Consider the following 23,649-nt stretch of genomic DNA (forward strand, 5'->3'; position numbering starts at 1 on the left):
TTTATCTAAATTAGAGTAGTAGTGTTCATATGCAAAGCATTGTTTTTAATGGTGAAAGTATTTGTCCTTCAAAAATCGTATGTGTTGGGCGCAGTTATTTAGATCACATCAAAGAGCTTAATAATGAGACGCCTGAAGAGCCTGTGCTTTTTATAAAACCTAACTCAGCGATCAGTGAGGCTTTAGCGATTGACTCGGTGCGTACACTGCACTATGAAACAGAGTTATGTCTACTGATAGAGTCACAAAAAATAGTAGGTGTTGGTTTAGGGCTTGATCTAACCGATCGCAATCTTCAAAGCAAGCTTAAACAAAAAGGGCTACCATGGGAAAAGGCCAAATCATTTGATGGCGCTGCGGTTTTTAGTGCATTTATTCCCTTAGAAAACATCAATGATTTAGCTGATTTGTCATTTACATTAATGATCAATGGATGTATAAAACAGCATGGTGTATATGAGCATATGTTGCATAAACCAGAGTTTTTAGTTCAATATATCCAGACATATTTCAGCTTGAATGATCACGATATTGTCATGACAGGCACACCTGAAGGTGTTGGTGAGGTTAAACTCAATGATGTTTTTGATCTTAGTTTATATCTCAAAGAAAAAGTTGTGTTAACAACGCAATATGTCGTAGGCAATCGCTAGCTTATGATTTGATATGCTACGTCCAAAAGTGGAAGTATATTAACTGAATTAGCATTAAGATCAAATGGCTTCGACTTCTCTCAGCCAACTGTTTTGCTAGGGAGTCTTAAGTGATATCTAGATTTAATAAGTTTGCCTGATAAAACTTCATCTCATCAATGGACTCTTTAATATCATCTAAAGCCAAATGCGTGCTTTGTTTGTCAAATTGTTGCAAAATTGAAGGTTTCCAGAATGAAGCAGCAATCTTAAAGGAACTTACATCAAGCAAGCGATAGTGGAAATAGTCCTCTAAGGTTGGCATATATTTCGCTAAAAATTTGCGATCTTGCCAAACCGAGTTACCACACAAGGGTGATTGACCTTTTTTAACATATGGTTTAATAAACTCAAGAATCATTTGCTCAGCTTCATTTAAACCGATGTTGCTTTGTCTGACACGTTCGGTTAGTCCTGATTCACCATGCGTTTTAATACACCATGAATTCATGCTTTTTAAGATATCTTCATTTTGATGAATAGCAATAGCAGGCGATTCAGCCAAGATATTTAAATCTGGATCGGTAATAATCGCAGCGATTTCAATAATATGACACGTGTCAATCTCAAGACCGGTCATCTCAAGATCAAGCCAGATAAGATTACTTTTTGTTTGTGCCACGTCGCTCACAACCTTAGTCCTTAGCGCGTGAAACGTAATCACCTGTACGCGTATCGACTTTGATCACTTCATCGATTTGAACAAATAAAGGCACTTTAACGACAGCACCTGTTTCAAGTGTCGCTGGTTTGCCGCCAGTACCCGCTGTGTCACCTTTTAAACCTGGATCTGTCTCAACAATTTTAAGCTGCACAAAATTTGGCGGGGTAACACTAATTGGCTCACCGTTAAACAAAGTGATAGAACATTGGTCTTGCTCTTTGATCCATTTCTTACTATCAGCTAATGCTGTTTCAGTTACATTGTATTGCTCAAATGTTTCATCATGCATGAAAACATAAAACTCGCCATCAAAGTACGAGTAGCTTGCTGCTACCTCTAGAACATCTGCGGCATCAACTGATTCACCTGATTTGAATGTCTTTTCAATCACACGTCCATTTTTTAGATTACGCAACTTGACACGATTAAATGCTTGACCCTTACCAGGCTTCACAAACTCGTTTTCAACGATAACCATCGGGTTGCCATCCAGTAAAAGCTTCAAACCATTTTTAAATTCACTTGTACTAAAACTTGCCATCTTTTTCCTCTTTAGTATATTAGCGCTACTTTATTTCAAAACGTCGAACATGATACACGAAAAACACGCCACGCAACAGGGTAAAGCGCATAGCAAAAGTGCAGATTGGAAAAATGCATTGGCAACAGGTTTTACGCATTGGCAGGACTTGGCGCAATTTTTGGAAATTGATCCTACGTCTTATAATACTCCGGCACTTAAATCATTTCCGATGCGTATCCCTAAAGGCTTTGCATCACGTATGCAAAAGGGTGATATAAATGATCCATTATTATTGCAAGTATTACCTTCAGTAAAAGAGCTTGACTCAATTGATGACTATGTTGCTGATCCTTTACAAGAAGCAGATTTCAATCCGGTAAAAGGTCTTTTACATAAATATAAAAATCGCGCGTTATTAATCCTTCATCCAGCATGTGCTGTGCATTGTCGCTATTGCTTTCGTCGGGAGTATGATTATCAAGCGCAAACACAATCAAAAGCATTGTGGCTTGACACTTTTGAGTATATTCGTAAAAACACAGCGCTTGATGAGGTGATTCTCTCTGGTGGTGATCCACTCATGCATAATGATGTGCTATTAGCATGGTTTTTGGCACAAATTGAGGATATTTCGCATATCAAACGTCTGCGTATTCACACACGAATTCCGGTAGTATTGCCCGAGCGAATCACCGATGAGTTAATCAATGTGTTTAAAGAAACGAGATTACAAAAAATCATGGTCATTCATGCCAATCATGCCAATGAGATTAATGATGATGTTACAGTCGCTTTGGCAGCACTTAAGAATCAGTCTCAGTTTACTTTGCTTAATCAATCAACCTTACTTAAAGGCGTCAATGATAATGCACATATACTAAAAGCTTTATCTGAGGCACTTTTTGCTGCAGGTGTTATGCCATATTATTTGCATGTGCTTGATAAAGTCAAAGGGGCGGCACATTTTGATATTGATGAGTCAACCGCCAAAAAAATACATACCAAGCTCAAATCACTAACCTCAGGCTATCTTGTTCCTAAATTAACACGCGAAGTGGCGCATGAAATGGCAAAAACTTGGATAAATTAATGCTTTTTTGCATAAAAGCATTGAAAGTAAAGATACGATATAGCTTAATATCATTGCTTTTACGGTTTTATGATGAGAAGGAAATAATGTTAAAAATAATCAATAAAGTAACAAAGGTATGTTTTATGGCAGTAGTATTAACCGGCGTGTCACAGGCGTCTGATTGTGATAGCAGCAAACTCACCAATGCGTTTAATTTAATTGCTAAGCGCGCTGAAGTTATGCAATTAGTTGCTGCTGATAAATACTCAGATAAGACAAGTATTTACGCACCAGCGCGTGAAATACAGGTGTTGCAAAACGTTCAAGCAATTGCCAACAAAGAAAATTTGCCACTTTATCCAACTTTAATGTTTAGTCAGTTACAAATGGATATGTCAAAGTTTATTGAGCAGTATTGGCTAGACAAGTGGCTCGCTGACCCTAAAAGCTTTGATCATAAAGATTTAGATTTAACGAAATTAAGAGCCACGATCAGCAGTGTTGATAAATCACTTTATCCTGCGATTAAAGATGCATTACCATCGCTTAAGCGCTGCTCATTAGCGATTAGTTCAAAAGCATTTAAAGCAGCAATGAATAAAGTCGAAGGGGTGCCTAGTAATCCGGATTATGTGAATATGATGTTGGCGAGCTTAGTGGCAATTTCTCAAGCTCAGCAATAATCTTTTGTGGTAGTAGTTTATTCATGCAATCCATATGTCCTAATGGGCACTCACGTTTGAAACAAGGGCGACATCCAAGCCCCTCAAGATAAAAACTTTTTGCTAATGTGTTTAATGGTGGTGTGAACTTATCAGAAGTCGAACCATAAATAACAAGTGTTGGAATATTAAGCGCGCAGGCGATATGCATTAATCCTGAGTCATTGCTAATAACCCGTTGGCAACTCGCCAATAAATATACCGCCTCTGGTAGCGTGGTTTTTCCAGCTAAGTTAAATAAATGTGCATGATGATTGCAGCCTTTACTAATATCTGACGTGGTTTGCTGATCTTTAGTGCCACCTAACAAAAGCACTTGATAATTTTGATCCAACAGATATTGCGCAAGTTCTGTATAGTACGCACTTGGCCATTTTTTGGCAGGACCAAACTCAGCCCCTGGGCACAGCGCGATAATCGGCTTATCTTTGGTTAAACGATACTTAGCTAGTGTCGTTTCAACTAAGTGACGATCAACATTAAACTTAGGGTAGGGCAGTTTTGCGGGTAAGTGCTCTTTTTTAGCAATGCCTAACGCGCAAAAACGCTCAATCATTAAGGGGTATTTTGCTTTATCGAGTTTACGGCGATCATTTAACAACACAAAACGCATTTCGCCATGCCAGCCTGTGCGCTTTTTAATGCGCGCAAAAAAAGGAATTAATGCCGATTTCCATGAATTGGGTAATATGATTGCATCGGTATAACCTTTGCCTTTAAATTCAAGGGCTTTTTGTTTGCGTGCATTAAAGCCAAATTGACCATGCTTAAATTCAAGCTCAAAAGCTTGATTAATTTCAGGCATGAATTGTGCTAGCTCACAACAATGTTTGGGGGCTGCAATATCAATAATACAATTGGGATCTTGTGATTTGAGAAAGCGATAAAGTGATTGCGACATCACCATGTCACCAACCCAACTGGGTGCGATAATGAGATATTTACGCATCAGAGACAGTTTAACTTTGACCATTATCAACGACAACAAAGCGCGTACTGCAATATGGGCAGACACCTTCGTTTTGATCATGTAGATCAATATATACACGTGGATGTTGATTCCAAGAAGCATGCTCAGGAATAGGGCAACAGATTCTTTGTCCACTGGACACTTTGACGGTTTGAATATCTTTAGACATAAAAAAACACTCTAGCTAACGATGCATAATGACGCGTAGTGTAGCATAGAGTGTTGGTTGCGACAATTTGTCTCTTTTGAATTAAATGGAAAGTTATTGAGGGATTAGCTTAAGACACTAGCGCTTTGAGTTTTACTATATCGAGTATGGTAATATCTTTGTGCTTAGCTTGAACTACTCCATCTTTAGCCAATGTTTTAAAGGCTCGCGAAACTGTTTCAATACTTAGGTTGAGATGATTGGCAATCTCTAAATGCTTCATTGGTAATGTAAAGAATGTGTTGGAGTAACCACAGCGTTTTTGATGCGTGCTTAAACGATAAACAAACTGTGCTAACTTAATATGTGCCTCATAAGTCGCATCAACAAGATGAATAGCAGCATTAAATTTCTTACTCATTAATTGCAAAAAATCTAAATTAGATAGTGCATTATTTGAAATGGCTTGCACAAAACTATGATAATCAAAGCCACAAACGGTACTATCCTCTAAAGCAATAGCGTTTAATTGATGTAGACTTGATTCAATGCCATCAAATCCAAAGGCATCACCTTGTAGGCAAAAATCAACGATATGTTCATTAGCATTCACCAGTTTAAAGCTACCAGCACGCACACTATAAAAGGCAGTTAGATTGCGATTGATTGTATATAACGCATCGCCTTTTTTGACATTAACCGCAATGGACTTCACTTGAGTTAATGTTTTGTCATCATCAAACGGGTTGATATTAAGTGCGCTACATAAATCACGGCAATCACAAAAATGGCAGGTTTTAGGGCGACCAGTTAACTTATGCGCTTGATGTATCACCATGAATTTGCTTCAACTATTCTATAAGAGATATCAGGCATTGTGCCAAAAACTTGATCTATGTCAACAAAGAGCAAGCTTAAGTGATTGATTTATCTTTGATAGTTTAGCTCGGTGACAACTCAAACTACAATAGGCAGCAAGATGCTTTGTCGTATGCGAAGTGTTGATAACGATGTTCAATCATATGAAGGGTAGTATAAATGATACCAAGTTTATTATCAGTGGAGCTTGCGCGTTGGCAATTTGCCTTTGTTGCCTGCTTTCACTTTATTTTTGTACCATTGACACTGGGGCTTACGTGGATTATTTTCACGATGGAGCTTATGTATGTCATCACTGGCAAACAAGTCTATAAAGACATGACCAAGTTCTGGGGAAAACTCCTTGGGATTAACTTTGCGGTAGGTGTTCTCTCAGGTTTAACGATGGAGTTTTCATTCGGTTTAAACTGGGCATATTACTCACAATTTGTTGGCGATATTTTTGGAACACCATTAGCGATTGAAGGCTTGGTCGCCTTTATGCTTGAGTCAACCTTTGTTGGTATGTTCTTCTTAGGTTGGAACAAGCTCTCCAAGAAACAACACTTATGTGTGACATTCTGTTTAGCAATTGGCTCAAACTTATCTGCACTTTTAATTCTAGTTGCTAATGGCTTTATGCAAGTCCCTGCTGGTGGCGAGTTTGTCTGGCAGACAATGCGTATGGAAACAACGCATTTGTGGGATTTGTTTATTAATCCTATAGCGCAAATTGGCTTTGCACATACGGTAATTGCCGGCTATGTAACATCATCTGTTTTTGTCATCGGTATTAGCGCTTTTTACTTGCTGCGCAAGAAAAATAAAAGTGATGTTGCCTTTGCTAAACGTTCGATGGGGGTTGGCTTGGGCTTTGGTTTAATCGCTTCACTAATGGTGATGGTAATGGGCGATGAGCAGGGTATTTTGGCATATGAATATCAGCCAATGAAGCTTGCTGCGATTGAAGCGGAGTGGGGTACACAAGCACCTCCGGCTAACTTTAATGTCATAGCATTTCCTAATCAGTCTGAGCGCAAGAATGACTTCTCAATTCAAATTCCTCATCTATTAGGTTTATTAGCCACACATTCCTTTGATCAGAAGATTTATGGTGTTAATACCATACTCTTTGATGGCTATACTGATGTCATGACAGGTAAAGAAATTCCTGCAGTTACGACACGCATTGCCAACGGTGCCAAGGCATATGAAGCAATGATGAAAATGCGCGATGGTTCGGCTGCAAAAAGTGACTACGCTACTTATAATCAATACCATCAAGATCTAGGTTATGGCATGTTGCTATTACGTTATTTGCCAGTCGGTGAGCCATTGACTCAAGCGACTTCTCAACAGATTCGTGCAGCAGCCTTAGATACAGTGCCAAATGTTTCAACCATATTCTGGACATTTAGAATAATGGTTGGCATTGGTGTATTTATGTTCCTTGTCATGATTGGCGGCTTGATCTTACTCTTTAGAAAAACTTTATGGGAAAAGCGTTGGGTTTTACGAACGATGCTTTATATGATTCCATTACCGTGGATTGCTTGCTTATGCGGTTGGATTGTTACCGAACACGGACGCCAACCATGGACAGTATATGATATGTTACCAACAACTGTAAGCTCATCGATGATTAATGGATGGGATATTTTATTCACATTAGTAATATTCTGCTTGTTCTATGCTTTATTGTTCGCTGTTGAAATGTATTTGATGTTTAAGTTTGCGCGCTTGGGACCAAGCAAAGTCCTTAATAAAGCACCGGCAACTACGAAGGAGAAGCAATAATGATGGATTTATATAGTGTTATTCAGTTATTAAGCTGGCTCGCGGTTGGTCTTATCATGTTCTTGACAGCTGCAACGATGTGCTTTGACTTTGGTGCCGGCATCTTGGCACGTTTTGTCGGTAAAAATGACAATGAAAAACGTGCCATTATCAATATTGTTGCACCAACATGGGATGGTAATCAGGTCTGGTTAATCACCGCCGGTGCTGGATTGTTTGCGATTTGGCCACGTGTCTATGCCGGTTCATTCTCAGGCATGTACTTAGGTGTTTTGGTTGTGCTTTGGGGCTTGTTTTTACGTCCTGTTGCTTTTGAATATCGCCATAAAATTGAAAACACCAAGTGGGTGGGGTTCTGGGATTGGATGCTGTGCTTAGGTAGCTTAATTCCTATTTTGATCATTGGTGTCGCTATTGGTAATTTATTCTTAGGCTTGCCATTTCAGTTTGATCCGCATAGCTTACGTTTTTACTATGGTGAGACCAAAGCATTGGTGCAAGAGCCTGCCTTTATCTCACTCATTGGCTTACTAAGACCATTTGCGTTATTAATTGGTATTTTTGCCGTGATTATGTCGATTATGCATGGCGCGTCATATTGCGCAATGCGTACCAGTGGCGTGCTATTAGATCGTTTTGTTAAAATCCAAAAAGTAAGCGCATGGCTTTTTATTATTCTATTTGCCATCGGCGGTATTTGGCTTATCTTTATTCCTGGCTTTCACTGGCAGCTAGCGAGTGATTTAAGTACATACTCACAAGCAATTAATCACCCATTAACAGGTGGCATTGTGACAGTCACACAAGGTGGTTGGTGGAGTAATTATGGTAATCATATCTGGATGCTAATCGCGCCTGTTCTTGGTTTTGTTGGTGCAATAATGGTATTAAGCTTTGGTAAAAAATCAAATCCACTACTTGCATTTTCAGGCAGTGTCATCGCATGCTTTGGTGCGGTGTTCACATTAGGCTTTAGCTTATTTCCATTTATCATGCCATCAAGTATTGAACCTATGCAAAGTATGGTGCTTTGGAATTCAAGTAGCTCATTGATTTCACTGATTGGCATATTAATTGTGGCAGTGATTATGCTGCCAATCATTTTTATCTACACAACCTTTGTTTACAAGAAGATGTGGGGTAGAGATGCCAAAATGACAGCGCAAGAAGTTGAACAACGCTCGCATGAGTTATATTAAAAAAACTAAGAGGTTTTTAAAAAATGAAACTAATTTTATGGATTATTGGCATTGCCGCTTTGGTGTTGTCCTATGTATTTGAAAGCTTTTATATATTCTGGTTGGCAACGGCTTTTACTGCAGTTGTTGCTGGGTGCACTGTTGCGCATAGTGTTGACAAAAACCTGCCAGCCGAAAGCGAATAACAACTCAATTTCTCCAATGAACCTATTTCCATCAAAATATCCTTTGATAAACATTGTCTAAGCATCAACCAAAGCCATGATGGGCATTATGCTTTCATACGCACCCTTCGACTTATGCTCAGGGCACAGTGAGTATTTTTAGACTATGACATAATTAAAGCCATCTACCTATAGCTATTCTTTGTACCGTCAATAAAAAAGACATTTTCATGCGCGACATATTTTTTATTTTACACTACACTTATTTGTGATTAAGATGCGCATGGATTGCCAAATTGGCATTAAGAAAACAGGAAAGACACATGAGAATATGCTTTATTATGTACCCTTGGGAGCGTGTTGAACCAAAGATGGATTCAACACTGCGTTTGATTCACGAATGTGTTAAAAGAGGGCATACGGTTGCGATTGCAACACCTAGTAATCTTACGATTCGTGATAGTGTTGCACAGGCTTATGCAGATGTTTTCACTAAAGAGACAAAGGTTAGCTCAAGTTTTGTATCCTTTTACAATAATGCTAAGTTTAAACGTTGCCAATTGCCATTGTCAGGTTTTGATGTGATTTTTATGCGTGATAATCCACCATTGGATAATCTGGCATTAAACTTCCTTGATTCAATTCATTCAGATACCTTTATTATGAATAGCTTAAACGGGCTTAGAATCGCTAATAATAAGCTTTATACCGCAGGCTTTAATGATCATGAAAATCGTTTTATTCCAGTGACTCATGCTTCAAAAAACCGTGAATATTTACAACGTGTTCTTGAAGAAGAAGCAGGAGAGAAGATGATACTTAAACCACTAAATGGTTTTGGTGGAGAAGGTGTGATCGTGGTTGAGAAAAAAGCGTCTTCTAATTTCAAATCGCTGCTTGATTTTTATATAGGGGATAAAAACTCCAAAGGCAATTATGTTATTTTGCAAGAGTATGTTGATGGTGCTGAAGAGGGCGATGTACGGATTCTGATGCTCAACGGCGAGCCAATTGGTGCGATGAAGCGTGTACCGGCTAAAGATGATATTCGCTCAAACGTGCATGCAGGTGGGCATGTGCAAAAGCATAGCTTAAGCAAACAAGAAAAAGCGCTATGTAAATTTATTGGTCCTAAATTGGTAGAAGATGGTTTGTATTTCGTTGGGATTGACGTTATCAATGGCAAATTGATTGAGGTTAATGTCCAAAGCCCAGGTGGAATCTCACGAATTAATATGTTAAACAAAGTCAAACTACAAGAAAAAGTCATCGATTTCTTGGAAAATATTGTAGTCACACGCAAAAATTTGATCAAACATAAGAAGTTATTAACCAAGGTGATTGATGATGCTAACGCTAACGACCAATGAAATTATTGACAAAATAACTGCCAACGAATGCTTTGAGGCAACGGTTGATCATGGTGGGTTTAGTATTTCTATTCGAGAGTATACACCATTTATTGGCACAGCCATTCATGCAGGCAGCAACTTTGATAGTGCGCTTAAATCTCACTGTCAACTGACGGAAACTGAGCGCTATTTTGAAGAAGATCCATTTACTGATCATTTTATTACCGGATTACCAATAACATTAATTGCCCATGATTCGCGTTATGCGTATGATCTCAATCGCACACCAGATTCATGTATTTATGATACTGCTTGGGGTAAAGCCGTTTGGCATACGCCACTTGCCAATAAAGTAAAGAATAATTTAATCGCTAAGCATAAAAGTTATTATGAGGTGCTTTTAGCGCTTGTGACTGCAATTGAAAGCATGCATCAGAAATGCTGTATTATCGATGTACACAGCTATAATTATCAACGTATTACGGATAAAGTCACACCGGTGTTTAACATTGGCACACATTTTATCAATAAACGTAAATGGCATAACACGCTTAAAAAATTCAGTCTAGCGTTGTTAGCCGAAATGGATATTCCTAATATTGAAACGACCGTTGAGCATGATTTGGTGTTTTATGGGCGTGCTTATCAGGCCGAGTTTATTCATACACAGTTTAAAAACACCTTACTCATCCCTTTAGAGGTCAAAAAAATTTATATGGATGAGTTAAGTGGCGAGAATTATCCTTTAGTTATCGAGGCAATTGCGCAAGGTTTGCAAAGCGCGATATATAAAACTATGGAAGGATTTAGTAAAACTCCTCGTCAAGCACGCCAAAAAAACAAAGGCATGCTTGACAAAGGATTACTCGCTTTTGATAAACGACTTTTTCAGTTATCTCGTAAGATAGATGTGCTTAATTATGTTAATCCGATTAATTTTCACACCGAGAAGAAGAAATTTTTCCAAAAACGTGGTGATTACGAACCAAAATTTCATTATCGCCAGTTAAAGATTAATCCTTTTGAATTTAGAGAGAAGCTTTATCATTTACCTTTGCATGATGTTGAATCTCCTGCGTTAAGACAATTATATTGTGAGGTGATTGACTCGATTGCATTAGATGTTGATCTTTTAACAAGCGTTGGCAAAGATGAGTTTTTCTATAATAGTTTACGTATCTATGGTGAGCCGAGTAATCGAGATATTGCTAATGCCAATTTTTTACTGCATGCGCCTGATATCACTAAGCCATGCAAGACAAGCTATGAGGGTGATGAGATTATCAATGCTTTTGAAGAAGTCATTCAAAATTATCAAATTGACTTCAAAATTAAGCTTTCCGATCAGATTATTGCCAAAGCAATGGTCGATAATGGCAAAAAAGAAGTCGTGATTAATAAAAATGCTAAATTCAATCATAAAGAGCTACAAGCGCTGATTCATCATGAGGTTGGCGTGCATGCATTAACAACCATTAATGCTGAAGCCCAACCTTTATCATTATTGCGTTTAGGCTTGCCAAATAATACGCATACGCAAGAAGGCTTAGCAATCTTTAGTGAGTATTTATCTGGAAACCTCACGATTAAGCGTCTGCACGAATTAGCACTTCGTGTTATCGCTGTTGAGCATATGATTAAGCATATGCAGTTTTCTAAAACTTATCATTATTTGCGTTCAATTAGTGGTCTTGAGTCGCATGCTTGTTTTCGTTTGGTCGCACGCGTTTATCGCGGTGGCGGATTTAGTAAAGACTTCTTATATCTTAGTGGTTTGCGCGAAATTATTGATGTGCATCAAAAGATGGATATTAATCTGTTATTTACGGGTAAGACGAGTCTTAAATACCTTGATAGCTTGCATAAAATTGCTAATGAAGGGTATTTGATAGCGCCTAAGCTTATTCCCGTAAGTTATCAATCACCAACCGTTGATGCCGATGATCAAATCATTCGTTATTTGATGCAGTCGATTAAATAATTAAAATCACTAAAATCACCAAAATAATCAATGCCCTTGATAGACGCCAAAGGGCACCTATGTTATAGTTTGCGCTCAAATCACGTATACAGTTAGGTTTGAATCATGTTACTTCCTTATGCTCAATCATCGCATCCAGTCACACAAAAATTACACAAAATTGTACAAAACAAAAAAACCAATCTGACATTATCAGTTGATGTCACCGATAGTAAATCACTTTTAAAGCTTGTTGAGAAAACGGCAGATCATATTGCTATTTTGAAAACTCATATTGATATCGTCTCTGACTTCACACCACAATTGGCACGAGAATTACGCCAAATCGCTGATGAGACAGACTTTCTTATCTTTGAAGATCGTAAGTTTGCCGATATTGGCAATACCGTTTGTCATCAAGTGCGTGATGGGGTTTATCGTATTGCACAATGGGCGGATATTATTAATGCTCATCTTCTGCCTGGGGTTGGCATTATTGATGGGTTAAAAGAAGGGTGTAAAGGGCGTGATATTGGTTTGCTACTTTTGGCACAAATGAGTAGTAAAGACAATCTATTTAGTGATGACTATACACAAAAAACCATTGTCGAAGCAGAGCATAATAAAGACTTTGTAATGGGCTTTATCGCCCAAGAAAAACTAAGTCAAGATAATGATTTAGTGACGATGACACCTGGGGTGAATTTTGCCTCCGCGGGTGATAATTTAGGGCAAAATTACAATACGCCTGAATATGTTATCAGCCACAAGCAATCAGATATTATTATTGTTGGACGAGGTATTTATGGTGCAGAAGATCCGCAAGAAGCAGCTTGCCAATATAAAAAGCAAGCATGGGATTTATTAACTCAATTAGTGCTTAGTTAGTCGATTGTTTCAAGCGTTCTAGCACTTTGAGTTTTTTGCATGTTTTGAGCATTTGAATTTATTTTTATCTTCTTAGGTTGCATTGCTTCAGGAATCTCTTTAAGTAAAGAAATATTTAAAATACCATTTTCAAATTGCGCATCTTTAACCTCAATATGATCAGCAAGTTCAAAAGTGTGTGTAAATGAACGCTCAGCGATACCTCGATGAATAAATTTACGTTCTTTGCTGTCTTCATTTTTGTTGCCGGTGACAGTTAACTTACCTTGATGAACAACGATATCAATTTCAGATTCTTTAAAGCCTGCAATAGCCATACTGATTAAGTAATCATGCTCACCTAAAACTTCGATATTGTAAGGAGGGTAGCTCGTTGGTTTACCTGTTTCAGCCAATGCAAATAAGCGATCAAAGCCAATAGCATTTCTAACAAGTGCATCTAATGTATTCATAATTTTACTCCTAATTTAGCAAGTTTATTTTGATGTTTTGAAATCATAGTCATATGTTTCAAAGGTTTTTTGCAATACCCGTTTGGCGTATCACGAGTTGATAAATAGGGGGTAAAATTAGGATTTCAAGAAAAAAATTGAAAAGTTTATATAAATTTAGTGGAAGATAAAAGTGAATGCCTTTGGCATTACTTGTTGCTATGCTATGATGCCAATCGATAGCAAAAGTTAGGAAAAATAATACATTATGTCGAGTAAAAAAGTAGCGACAATCGATTTGGGTTCTAATAGTTTTCATATGTTGATTTCCGAGGTGACAACCGAAGGTGATATCAAAGAGCTTTATCGCGGTAAAAGTAAAGTACAGCTAAGAGCGGGGCTTACTGATGACATGGGACTTACTGATGAAGCCAAAACACGTGCTTTGGAATGTTTGCAAAATTTTGCTTTGTCCATTGATCATTATCAGGTAGATGAAGTCAAAGTCGTTGGCACATATACTCTACGTAAGGCACAGGACAATATTCAGGACTTTTTAACAGAAGCTCAACATATCTTAAAAACAAAAATTGAAGTTATCTCGGGTGAAGAAGAAGCGCGTCTTGTCTATGTAGGCGCTTCATCTGTAACACAAGCCAAAAAGAAACAAGCTTTAATTATTGATATTGGTGGTGGTTCAACAGAATTGGTCATTGGTAAGGGGCAGAATCTAAAAGCTTTAGTCAGTCTTGAAATGGGTTGTGTCAGCATGCAAAATCAATTCTTTAATGACGGTTTATTAAGCTTATCCAATATGAGTCAAGCGATTATATATGCAAATACTCTAATTGAACCAATTGCCACAGAATACATTCAAAAGGGCTGGGAAGTCGTTCTGGGATCCTCTGGTACCATTCGCTCGATAGCGGATTTGGCCTTAGCAAATAACTGGTCAGATGGCAGTATTACACGTGAAGTTTTAGAGAATTTGGCCGCTGAGCTATTACAAAAGAAAGTGGTTGCTAATATTCACTTCAATGGTCTAAGAGCAGATCGCGAAAACATCTTGGCGGGTGGATTTTGCGTGCTTTATGCGCTGTTTAATCGTTTATCGATTAAAAACATGTTGAAATCAGATGGCGCGTTGCGTGAAGGAATGTTGTACGAAATCGTCAATAATTATCAAAATAATAAGGATTAGCTATGTCTTATGTTCAAGCGCCCTTAGCCTATCGGATGCGCCCTAAAAACATCAAAGACTATGTCGGGCAGCGACATTTATTAGGTGAGCAAAAGATACTAACACGGATGCTTGATAAGTCTCATATTGTGTCTATGATCTTCTATGGCGACCCTGGGGTTGGTAAAACCACTTTGGCCAAAGTGTTGGCGCATGAGCTTTCCTATCACTTTATAGAGCTATCGGCAGTGAGTGCGGGTGTTAAAGACATTAAGCTTGCTGTAGAATCGGCAAAAATGCATTTTGCTGAGCATCAGCAGGCAACTATTTTATTTTTAGATGAGATTCATCGCTTTAATAAATCACAACAAGATGCGTTATTACCACATGTTGAAAGTGGTGATTTAATCTTAATTGGTGCGACGACGGAGAATCCATTTTTCTCAGTTAACAACGCGCTATTATCGCGCTTAACGGTGCTACGCTTAAAACCATTGTCTCTTGAAGATATCAGTGAGCTTTTGCAATATGTGCTTATCTATGATGAGACACTGTCAGCGCATGAGCTCACATTACCAGATACAGTCATTGAGAAAATATATCATTATGCTAAAGGCGATTGTCGGCAAGCGCTTAATGTCCTTGAAATGCTCTTTTTAATGGCAGATACCAGTCAAGAAAAAACAGTTGAATTAAATGATGAATTGCTAAATATTGCGCTGGGTGAAAACGCGCATAAGCTTGATAAGCAAGGTGATTATTTCTACGGTCAATTATCGGCATTTCATAAGTCAGTGCGCGGCTCTGATCCAGATGCTGCGATTTTCTGGCTTGCCAATATGATTGAAAGTGGCGCTGATCCTTTGGTGATTGCAAGACGCATGCTTTGTATTGCTTCAGAAGATATTGGTAATGCTGACCCACGCGCGCTTAATATTGCCTTAGATGCATGGCAGTCGTATGAACGTTTAGGATTACCAGAAGGGCGCTTGCCACTAATTCAGGCAGCAATTTACCTAGCATCAGCACCTAAGAGTAACGCATCATACATGGCATACAAGAATGTTTTTAGCGATTTAAAAAATCATTCAGATGTCAGCGTGCCAATGCATTTGCGCAATGTGAAACCCGCAGGAGAGGTAGCAGGGCAAAGCTATAAATACCCACATGACTTTCCAGATGCGTATGTTAATCAGCGCTATTTACCGGAAGGTGTAACTCACCAATATTACTACCCAACGGATAGGGGGCTTGAAAGTAAGATCGCACAAAAGCTTACGTATTTAAAATCAAAATACAAAATGTAATATATCGTAAATAACTATTTACATTAAACTCAATAGCACCCATTGACTCTACAGCATAAATTAATTATTTACAAAAGCACTAAATCTCGCCATTATTGACTTTCCTTGTTCAAAAATGCGTGGCTAAACATATAATTTTCACGCCGAAATATCGAGAATTTCACCAATAATGAATACACAACATCAAATCAATCAAAAAAATTTAAGTAAGCGCCAATTTGGCGTCATTTGGTTTATGGAGCTATGGGAGCGTTATGCTTTTTATGGCTTTCAATCATTGTTTTTATTATTTATCACCGCAGAGCATCTTGATGAATCTAAGGCTTATCTGATTTTCGGCATCTTTGCCGCACTGCTATATTTAACACCAACTATTGGCGGCTATATTGCCGATAAATATATTGGTATTAAACGTGCTTTAGTCGCCGGTGGCATCATGCTCTTTGTTGGTTATGGCATGTTGGCATTGACGCATAATCTTAATACCGTTATGTGGGCATTATCGTTTATTATTGTTGGTAATGGTTTCTTTAAACCGGCACCGACAGCATTAATCTCAAAGATATTTAGCAATAATGCTGCCAGTTCCAACTCAGCTTTCACGCTATATTACATGGGTGTTAATATCGGTAGTTTTCTGGGAATTGCCATTACCCCAATCATTGCTGAACACACGGGCTATTCAGCAGCTTTTGGGATCTCAGTACTGGGGATGATTGTCTCATTATTAAACTATGGTCTGCGTTACCAATTGTTGAAAGATATTAACGGTGAGCGTGATGGTGAGCACATTAACTTAAAAATTATTGCGATGATTGTCTTAGGTTCCTTAGTACAAATCGTTGCTTGTTACTTGCTATTTCAGATATCAGATGTCTCCTTTTATCTGATTATAGCGCTATGTATTGTGATGTTTGTCTACATGCTTCAAGATGCAATGAAAGTAGAGGATATCAAAGTGCGCTTTATGCAAATTATCGGTGTGCTATTGATTATTGAAGCCGTCGTTTATTTTGTGATTTATAATCAGATGTTTTCAACCCTTGTCTTATTTGCCAAGCATAATGTACATTTAACTTTAATTGGTTTAAATGTATCACCAGCAACTTATGCGTCACTAGATTCATTTTGGTTAGTTATCTTAAGCCCGGTATTAGCGATATTATATCAACGATCAAAGCGCACTAAACTCTCAACTATGCCTTATAAATATGCATTAGGCACTATCGTATCAGGTGTGGCATTTATTGTATTATTTGTTATCTGCTTACTAAGCGCCAAAGATGGCTATATCAATGGTAACTGGATGATTTTATTTTATGTTTTTGCTGCCTTGGCTGAGCTACTTGTTGCTGCTCTTGGATTCTCATTGGTGGCACTATACTTTAGAAAAGAGATCGTCACTCTTGGCATGGGCTTTTTCATGTTGGCATTAGCCGCCGGCGGGGCGCTTGCAGGAAAACTAGGGCAATTAGTTGCAATGCCTGATGGTAAGGTCAATCCATTGGAAAGCCTGCCAACCTATATGTCTTATTTCTTTTGGCTTGGATTAATTTGTATCGGCTTAGGTGTCATCTATGTGATATTTGCTTATCTTATGCAGCGCTGGGCTAACAAACATCAGGTTGAATTAAAATAACAAAAAGCAGGGCGGTTGTGCCAATTTTAAGATTTTTTTGTGCTTGTTAGCATTTGAATAATGACGACAATAACAACCGTTACAAGATAAAGCACAACAAACTCTGTTAGCGTATGGATGCGAAAAAGACTGGCAATGGAGGTCATTACACTAATAATCAACATCACTGCAGCACCGGTAATGGCACCTGCAGTACCACCTAATTGTGGAAATAAGCTTAAGGTTTTACTCAAGTAAATAGGATATAAGATACCGGTAAGAAAGCAGGCGATAAAGATATTAATAAGTAGTATGCTAAGGCTTTGGCTAAAGACAAAACTCATAATAAGGAATACAACATTACTCATAAGCAAAATGGCAAATGAGACATTCATTAGAATTTTATCATCAACAAAGCTTAATAGGCGTCTGACGATCGTTCCGGCAAAATAAGCGATACCAATAAATAACGAAATATAACCAAATATTGCGGCAGAATAATGTAATATTTCTTGGATATAAAAGCTGCCAATAATCCCAAAATAAAGCAGCAGCATATACAGCACGCCACTTTGTAAAATAGCGCCTAAAAACTGCTGACAGCTTAAGACAAGCTTATAATTAGCAAACACTTTAGATAGACTTAATTTGTGTTTGTGTACGTGAGTTTCAGGCACATAACGATAAACAAACGCCATGAGAATAAAGGAATAGAATGCGAGAAATACAAAGCTTGCTTTCCATGAAATATACTCTTGTAAAGGGAGCTAAAATCGGTCCAAGACCCCACGCAATCGTCATTGATGAAGATACTTTTTTCATTTCTTGCACGCTAAAGATATCGGTGGCTTGCGCACGATTCATCGATGATACACTGCCTGCACAAATACCCGTGATAAAACGAAAAATAATAACCCATGACATTGACGGTGATAATGCAATAGCAATATTAAATACCATATTAAGTGCCAAACTCCATAAGACAATTTTGCGCCGTCCCAAAGCATCAGCGATGGTACCAAAAACAATCATGCCAATAAATGCACCGAGCATAAATAAACTAATGCTTAATTTAGTTGCTGCTGCCGTGCTATTAAAATAGGCACTCATATGTGGCAATGAAGGTGTGTAAAGATCAATGCCAATACCAAATATTGGCGTACAAAGTAAAAGCGCTATCAGCGTCTTGGATTTATCCATGATGATTAAATAATAAGGTCAGTTTGCATAATAAAAGATGATAGTTACTTTGGTTGAATTAACAAGATGATCACAAGCATAAATGCATGAAGCTTATTATAAGGCTGTTGTTTTTACTATGATTATATAACTTCGCATAATATATATTATGTTAAATTAATTCTATCATACTTTCATAGAATCACGGGTCTCAATCACAGGTGAAAAAGCCGTAAGAGATGCTGAGCAAAAATTTGGTAAAACTGACTGTTTGATTAATAATGCAGGTGTAATGCTACTTGGTCAGATTGATAGTCAAAATGCGAGTGAATTTTCGAGAATGCTTGATGTTAACGTCAATGCCCTACTTAATGGTATGCAGATTGTTCTTTCTGATATGAAACAGCGTAATGAAGGGACAATCATTAATATAAGCTCAATTGCCGGAAGAAAAACTTTTCCTAATCATGCGGCTTATTGTGGTACTAAATTTGCCGTTCACGCCATTAGTGAGAATGTACGAGAAGAAGTTGCAGAATATAATGTTCGAGTGATTACCGTAGCACCGGGTGCTGCTGAAACTGAACTATTAGGTCATACTTCATCATCAGAGATAAAAGCTGGTTATGAAGCGTGGAAAGATGATATGGGTGGCGTTCTATCTGCTGATGATGTTGCTAATGCCGTTATTTATGCTTATGGGCAGCCGCAAAATGTTTGCATTCGCGAAATTGTTATTGCGGCAACAAAACAACAACCTTAATTGATATATACCCATCACAAAGTGATTTGTGGAGGGGTGGTTATCTGACTTTAACCTTAAGCAGCACGTCCATTTTGTGACTTGGCAAGTTTAGCTGAAGAATAAGCCATAACACGCCATACCTTGCGTTCAGTTTTGAATTTACGCTTTAGCTCTTTGTAACGCTCTTTTAACTGGATAACTTGTGTTGAAGACAGTTTATCTTTCTTTGCTTGCAAACAAGCTTGTTTGGCTTTTGCCCAATCTTTAATGCTATCGAAAAGCAATTTATACTGAGTCTCTAAGCGCTGTTCAAAATCAACAACTAGCTTGATATAACGCTTATCTTTAAGCTTGTTTTGTGCATGTTTCAATTGCATCGACGCGCGTGCTGCTTCAATCACGGGCTTTGGTGTGGTTTTTAGATCATATGCCCAACCGATTCTTGATGCGCTAAAAATAATCCATTTAGAAGGATCAAAGTCATACCATTTAACACCATTGCGATAGTCACCAGCATACTTGTGATGATAGTTATGATAGCCCTCGCCATAAGTTACTAATGACAAAATAGGATTATCACGTGCGGTATTTTCATCAGAGTATTTCTGTTTACCCCAAACATGCGCCAGTGAATTAATAAAAAATGTAAAATGATGATTAAGCACTAAGCGTAGTAGACCTGCTAATAACAAACATCCACCGATACTGCCATAGGTAGCTCCAATAAGCATTGGCAATAATACACACATAAAAATAGCTAACGGCACATAGTATTTATGTTGAAAAGCCACGATCTTATCTTTCTCAAGATCATTTACGTTTTCAATTTTACTCACTTTTCTTGGTAATTCTCTTAGCATCCAAGTGAAATGACTATACCAAAAGCCTTTGGTTGCTGCATAAGGGTCTAACTCCTTATCATCAACATGACGGTGATGTTTACGATGATCCGATGACCATTTGATAATACTATTTTGCAAAGCTGCCGCACCAAATAGCATGAAAAAGATCTTAAGGGGTGCTTTTGCTTTATAAGCACGATGTGACCACAAGCGATGATAGCCTGCAGTAATCGACAAACCAGTTGCTATCATAAAAAAGGCAAACCAAAGCCAGTCAGCTAAGGAAAAGCCATAAGTTACGGCATAATAAGGAATAAATATTAATGCCGCAATCGGTGTTAACGTTAAAATCAGCACACTTTTCATATCCAGTGGCCGTTTTTCTACATTGTTTTGCATACGTATCCTTTTCTAAGTTAATTCAGCAAAAAACAAAAATGCGAAAACGCAAAGAGAAAAATAAATTTCCACTGCTCATCTTATCGCAAATCTCTAAAAATACTAGGATTATTTTTCGCACAATGACAAGGCAAATGCACTTGCCCCTTTAATACCCACATCGGTATCCATCACGACAAAAACCGGAATCTCTTTCATTAACCCCGTCATACGTCCTTTATCATGGAAGTTTTTCATAAAGCGGCCATCTTGCATTTGCTTAATAAGCTTTGGCGCAATGCCGCCAACAATATAAAGCCCACGTTTTGGCAAAGTGGCTAGCGCCATATTTCCAGCAACTGCGCCATAAACTCGAATAAAGATATCGACGGCTCTTAATGACATCGGATCACCCTTCTCAACGGCATATTGCGTAATCAATTGTGCTTGATCGCCACCTTTATGCATATCACGTCTTAATTCAGGTGACTCTGGTTGATTATATAAAGGGTTAGCTACGACATATTTATAAATATTAACAAGACCAGGACCGCAACAAATACGCTCGATGGACACACGATGAAGCTTCTTCTTTAAGAATTGAAACAAGCCAATCTGTTCATCATCAACAGGTGCAAAATCTTGATGCCCTCCTTCGCTTGGGTAAACAAAGGTCTTGTTATCATGCTTAGTAACGATTCCCATACCAATGCCTGTACCTGCTCCAACCATTGCAACAGGTGCATTTTGATCAATTGGTGCCTGTTGTAGACAGACTAAGTCTTTAGTCTCTATCGAATCTAAACCATAGCCAATTGAGGCAAAATCATTGATCAACTTAACCTTACTAATATCAAGCGTTAATACTTCAGCTAATTCAGTTTCGGTAAGTCCCCACGGTAGATTGGTAAATTCAATCGCACCATTTTTAACAGGACCTGCCACAGCAATGCAAGCAGCTTTAATCAACGCCTTATCAATCGCCGATTCAGCAAGAAACTTCTCAATAATGGCGGATAAGCTTTTAAAATCAACGGCTAAATACTTCTTGGCAAATAATACTTTTGACTTTTTGTCTTTACACTCAGTCAACTGCAAACGTGTATTGGTTCCACCAACATCACCAGCTAATACGATCATCTTGTTTGTCCTTGTTATTTAACAAATTAAATCATGGTTAACACTCTAGAGTTACCACAATACCCCGCCTTGCAAGCTCAGCACCCCTCTTGCAAAGAGGGGAATAAAATCACTGTTGTCTAATTCCCCTCTTTGCAAGAGGGGTGGCAGCCGTAGGCTGACGGGGTGTTTATAAAATCATATTTTTCATAAAATACGTAACTTCAGTTAATAATTCACTACAACGGATGTAGTAAGTCAAATATTTTCTCAGCAAGCATTTTTTGTGCTTTGGTTGTTGGGTGAACATAATCCCAAAATAAATGTGTCTGTGGATCATGCTCAATGGGAATATCTGTTTGGATTTCACCATTGCCATCAACACCACCAAAGCTTCTAATACAAGCTTCCGTCGCATTATCAAAACCAAATGCCATAGGAGTTTCTAAGGCTTCGTGCAATAAAGCATAGGCATCAAATAAATGAATCTGTACGAAAGGATATTTTTCCTTAAGTCTATTAACACCGATTTCAAGCTGCTTATTTTGCTTGATGATATTACGCTTGATATATTTCTTAAGCCAAATAACTATCGGTTTTGGAAAAGGTGTTACATCATAAGCAGGTGCGACAGTCACATCCGGCACATTCCACACAACAATCCTCTTGGCACCAAGCTTAATCACGCGATCAATACTAGAAAGTAAATCACTGGCAACGCGATAAACTGCTGGAAAATTTAAAAAAGGTTTTTCATTATGCACAGCAAATAAAAAGTTATTACCACCACCATTTAGCATAATAAGTGCATCATCGGTAAAGCGCCCTTGTCGTGCAACATAACGATCAATCTGATTTTGTACTGAAAAAGAATGCGTTGTTAATAATGATTTTGGATTTTTACCGGTGGTGCATGCGCCACCTATAGCATAATTATTTACTTTAATATCCACTGTTGTTTGCTGCTTTTCTTTGAGCATCTTGCCAAGATACTCACAAGCAACTAATCCATCGCTAAAACGTCCACGATCATAAGGCACCCCTGGAATCTCCAGTGTTTTAATTAGATTGCCATTATCTTGTAGGCTATCGCCAAATACTACAATACTACCAACAGTCATCGTTAGCTCCTTCAAAAAAATTAACCATCCATTGCGCAACCACCCTGCCGTGATCACGCATTCTCAAGCTATCTATGCCCGACTCAAAGCAATGTGATAATGCTTCTTTTTGCTCTTTTATTAATAAATGATTATGCGCACGCAACATCTCTGGATGTGCTTGCATTCCCCACACTAAATTATCAATCACAAACATCTGCACAGGACAAAAGGTGTTTGTGGCAATCAAAGTGGCATTTTGCGGCAGCTCAAGCACTTGATCTTGATGATAAAAAGCCAAGCTCAAATGATCGTGAAACGGACACATCCAAGCTTGTCTTTCCAGTATTTTAATACACTGCACACCAACACCCCATCCCTTAACAGAGCGTTCAACCCGTCCGCCTAAGGCTTGCGCTAGGATTTGATGACCAAAGCAAATACCAATCATTTTTTTGTGTAAACTAAACAGTGTCTTTATGTAATTTTCCAGAACACAGACCCATGGCAAACGTTCAAATGATGTTGCTTTGCTGCCGGTAATAATAAACTTGTCATAATGATTGATATCCTTTGGGTATTCACCAACGGTCACATCAAAAACATCAATATCGACAATTGTTGAGACTTTCAAAAAAAGATTGGCAAACATATCAGGGTAATTGCCCCCTGAAACACAGTGGCGATATGCCGGAATATGATCAGCTTGCAGTAAGGCTATTTTCATTAAGACCTCTTTGA

General features: G+C 38.2%; 24 protein-coding genes and 1 pseudogene. 13 read left to right on the plus strand and 12 right to left on the minus strand.

The annotated features are described in order from the left end of the window. Positions 1 to 29: 29 nt before the first annotated feature. Positions 30 to 653: a fumarylacetoacetate hydrolase family protein gene (locus tag DNJ75_RS00865; RefSeq protein ID WP_117001278.1), complete on the plus strand. Its 624-nt coding sequence runs from the start codon at positions 30 to 32 to the stop codon at positions 651 to 653. Between the two features lie 106 nt (positions 654 to 759). Here DNJ75_RS00865 and orn read toward each other — a convergent pair whose 3' ends face one another. Both orn and efp read right to left on the minus strand, forming a co-directional pair. Continuing rightward, entirely contained in the window at positions 760 to 1,314 is a 555-nt protein-coding gene (gene orn / locus DNJ75_RS00870) for an oligoribonuclease (protein WP_117001279.1), read from the minus strand. A gap of 13 nt (positions 1,315 to 1,327) precedes the next feature. Beyond that, the gene (gene efp, locus DNJ75_RS00875) at positions 1,328 to 1,897 is read right to left on the minus strand and encodes an elongation factor P (protein ID WP_117001280.1); all 570 of its coding nucleotides are present in this window, start codon (positions 1,895 to 1,897) and stop codon (positions 1,328 to 1,330) included. 49 nt (positions 1,898 to 1,946) lie between these two features. On the opposite strand from efp, the gene epmB reads away from it, so the two are divergent. Beyond that, complete coding sequence (gene epmB, locus DNJ75_RS00880) at positions 1,947 to 2,969, plus strand: EF-P beta-lysylation protein EpmB (protein ID WP_117001281.1); 1,023 nt, start codon at positions 1,947 to 1,949, stop codon at positions 2,967 to 2,969. A gap of 125 nt (positions 2,970 to 3,094) precedes the next feature. Further along, the gene (locus DNJ75_RS00885) at positions 3,095 to 3,634 is read left to right on the plus strand and encodes a chorismate mutase (RefSeq protein ID WP_157968155.1); all 540 of its coding nucleotides are present in this window, start codon (positions 3,095 to 3,097) and stop codon (positions 3,632 to 3,634) included. Here DNJ75_RS00885 and waaF read toward each other — a convergent pair. From waaF to DNJ75_RS00900, 3 genes are all read right to left on the minus strand, one after another. After that, entirely contained in the window at positions 3,567 to 4,622 is a 1,056-nt protein-coding gene (gene waaF, locus DNJ75_RS00890; protein WP_117001384.1) for a lipopolysaccharide heptosyltransferase II, read from the minus strand. The two genes, DNJ75_RS00885 and waaF, sit on opposite strands and share 68 nt — an antisense overlap. A gap of 10 nt (positions 4,623 to 4,632) precedes the next feature. Further along, a complete protein-coding gene (locus DNJ75_RS00895; protein WP_117001283.1) occupies positions 4,633 to 4,812 on the minus strand; it encodes a zinc-finger domain-containing protein in 180 nt (59 codons plus the stop codon). Positions 4,813 to 4,921: 109 nt separating this feature from the next. After that, positions 4,922 to 5,629 (minus strand): Crp/Fnr family transcriptional regulator, encoded by a 708-nt coding sequence (locus DNJ75_RS00900; protein WP_117001284.1) that lies wholly within the window; start codon positions 5,627 to 5,629, stop codon positions 4,922 to 4,924. A 200-nt stretch (positions 5,630 to 5,829) separates the two neighbouring features. Here DNJ75_RS00900 and DNJ75_RS00905 point away from each other — a divergent pair, with 200 nt between their 5' ends. The 6 genes from DNJ75_RS00905 to pyrF all read left to right on the plus strand — a co-directional run bounded on the left by DNJ75_RS00905 (position 5,830) and on the right by pyrF (position 13,009). After that, on the plus strand, positions 5,830 to 7,446 hold the full coding sequence (locus tag DNJ75_RS00905) for a cytochrome ubiquinol oxidase subunit I (RefSeq protein WP_117001285.1): 1,617 nt from the start codon (positions 5,830 to 5,832) through the stop codon (positions 7,444 to 7,446). Next, positions 7,446 to 8,645: a cytochrome d ubiquinol oxidase subunit II gene (gene cydB, locus DNJ75_RS00910; RefSeq protein ID WP_117001286.1), complete on the plus strand. Its 1,200-nt coding sequence runs from the start codon at positions 7,446 to 7,448 to the stop codon at positions 8,643 to 8,645. The genes DNJ75_RS00905 and cydB overlap by 1 nt, the downstream gene beginning before the upstream one ends. A gap of 23 nt (positions 8,646 to 8,668) precedes the next feature. Then, the gene (locus DNJ75_RS15285) at positions 8,669 to 8,830 is read left to right on the plus strand and encodes a hypothetical protein (RefSeq protein WP_157968156.1); all 162 of its coding nucleotides are present in this window, start codon (positions 8,669 to 8,671) and stop codon (positions 8,828 to 8,830) included. 302 nt (positions 8,831 to 9,132) lie between these two features. After that, complete coding sequence (gene gshB, locus DNJ75_RS00915; RefSeq protein ID WP_117001287.1) at positions 9,133 to 10,179, plus strand: glutathione synthase; 1,047 nt, start codon at positions 9,133 to 9,135, stop codon at positions 10,177 to 10,179. Next, the gene (locus tag DNJ75_RS00920) at positions 10,154 to 12,142 is read left to right on the plus strand and encodes a flavohemoglobin expression-modulating QEGLA motif protein (protein WP_117001288.1); all 1,989 of its coding nucleotides are present in this window, start codon (positions 10,154 to 10,156) and stop codon (positions 12,140 to 12,142) included. The genes gshB and DNJ75_RS00920 overlap by 26 nt, the downstream gene beginning before the upstream one ends. Before the next feature lie 105 nt (positions 12,143 to 12,247). After that, positions 12,248 to 13,009 (plus strand): orotidine-5'-phosphate decarboxylase, encoded by a 762-nt coding sequence (gene pyrF, locus DNJ75_RS00925; RefSeq protein ID WP_117001289.1) that lies wholly within the window; start codon positions 12,248 to 12,250, stop codon positions 13,007 to 13,009. Here the strand turns inward: pyrF and DNJ75_RS00930 are convergent. Next, on the minus strand, positions 13,006 to 13,461 hold the full coding sequence (locus DNJ75_RS00930; protein ID WP_117001290.1) for an Hsp20 family protein: 456 nt from the start codon (positions 13,459 to 13,461) through the stop codon (positions 13,006 to 13,008). The genes pyrF and DNJ75_RS00930 overlap by 4 nt on opposite strands. Before the next feature lie 247 nt (positions 13,462 to 13,708). Between DNJ75_RS00930 and DNJ75_RS00935 the strand changes: the two genes are divergently transcribed. The 3 genes from DNJ75_RS00935 (at position 13,709) to DNJ75_RS00945 (ending at position 17,566) form a co-directional block, all read left to right on the plus strand. Then, positions 13,709 to 14,641 (plus strand): Ppx/GppA family phosphatase, encoded by a 933-nt coding sequence (locus DNJ75_RS00935; protein WP_117001291.1) that lies wholly within the window; start codon positions 13,709 to 13,711, stop codon positions 14,639 to 14,641. A gap of 2 nt (positions 14,642 to 14,643) precedes the next feature. Beyond that, positions 14,644 to 15,927: a replication-associated recombination protein A gene (locus DNJ75_RS00940; protein ID WP_117001292.1), complete on the plus strand. Its 1,284-nt coding sequence runs from the start codon at positions 14,644 to 14,646 to the stop codon at positions 15,925 to 15,927. Positions 15,928 to 16,096: 169 nt separating this feature from the next. Beyond that, complete coding sequence (locus DNJ75_RS00945; RefSeq protein ID WP_117001293.1) at positions 16,097 to 17,566, plus strand: peptide MFS transporter; 1,470 nt, start codon at positions 16,097 to 16,099, stop codon at positions 17,564 to 17,566. A gap of 26 nt (positions 17,567 to 17,592) precedes the next feature. Here DNJ75_RS00945 and DNJ75_RS00950 read toward each other — a convergent pair whose 3' ends face one another. Both DNJ75_RS00950 and DNJ75_RS00955 read right to left on the minus strand, forming a co-directional pair. Then, positions 17,593 to 18,243 (minus strand): MFS transporter, encoded by a 651-nt coding sequence (locus tag DNJ75_RS00950; RefSeq protein WP_157968157.1) that lies wholly within the window; start codon positions 18,241 to 18,243, stop codon positions 17,593 to 17,595. Beyond that, positions 18,215 to 18,745: an MFS transporter gene (locus tag DNJ75_RS00955; RefSeq protein WP_117001295.1), complete on the minus strand. Its 531-nt coding sequence runs from the start codon at positions 18,743 to 18,745 to the stop codon at positions 18,215 to 18,217. Before DNJ75_RS00955 ends, DNJ75_RS00950 begins: the two co-directional genes overlap by 29 nt. Before the next feature lie 202 nt (positions 18,746 to 18,947). Between DNJ75_RS00955 and DNJ75_RS00960 the strand changes: the two are divergent. Beyond that, positions 18,948 to 19,487 (plus strand): annotated as a pseudogene (locus tag DNJ75_RS00960) (SDR family oxidoreductase); the annotation flags it as partial. 56 nt (positions 19,488 to 19,543) lie between these two features. Here the strand turns inward: DNJ75_RS00960 and DNJ75_RS00965 are convergent. The 4 genes from DNJ75_RS00965 to DNJ75_RS00980 form a co-directional block, all read right to left on the minus strand. Continuing rightward, a complete protein-coding gene (locus tag DNJ75_RS00965) occupies positions 19,544 to 20,710 on the minus strand; it encodes an acyl-CoA desaturase (RefSeq protein ID WP_117001297.1) in 1,167 nt (388 codons plus the stop codon). 108 nt (positions 20,711 to 20,818) lie between these two features. Next, positions 20,819 to 21,829 (minus strand): glucokinase, encoded by a 1,011-nt coding sequence (locus tag DNJ75_RS00970; RefSeq protein WP_117001298.1) that lies wholly within the window; start codon positions 21,827 to 21,829, stop codon positions 20,819 to 20,821. 218 nt (positions 21,830 to 22,047) lie between these two features. Further along, on the minus strand, positions 22,048 to 22,929 hold the full coding sequence (locus DNJ75_RS00975; protein ID WP_117001299.1) for an SGNH/GDSL hydrolase family protein: 882 nt from the start codon (positions 22,927 to 22,929) through the stop codon (positions 22,048 to 22,050). Further along, positions 22,916 to 23,635: a glutamine amidotransferase-related protein gene (locus DNJ75_RS00980; protein ID WP_117001300.1), complete on the minus strand. Its 720-nt coding sequence runs from the start codon at positions 23,633 to 23,635 to the stop codon at positions 22,916 to 22,918. The genes DNJ75_RS00975 and DNJ75_RS00980 overlap by 14 nt, the downstream gene beginning before the upstream one ends. Positions 23,636 to 23,649 lie beyond the last annotated feature (14 nt).

Origin of the sequence: Cysteiniphilum litorale (assembly GCF_003428165.1) — a bacterium.
GTDB lineage: Bacteria > Pseudomonadota > Gammaproteobacteria > Francisellales > Francisellaceae > Caedibacter > Caedibacter litoralis.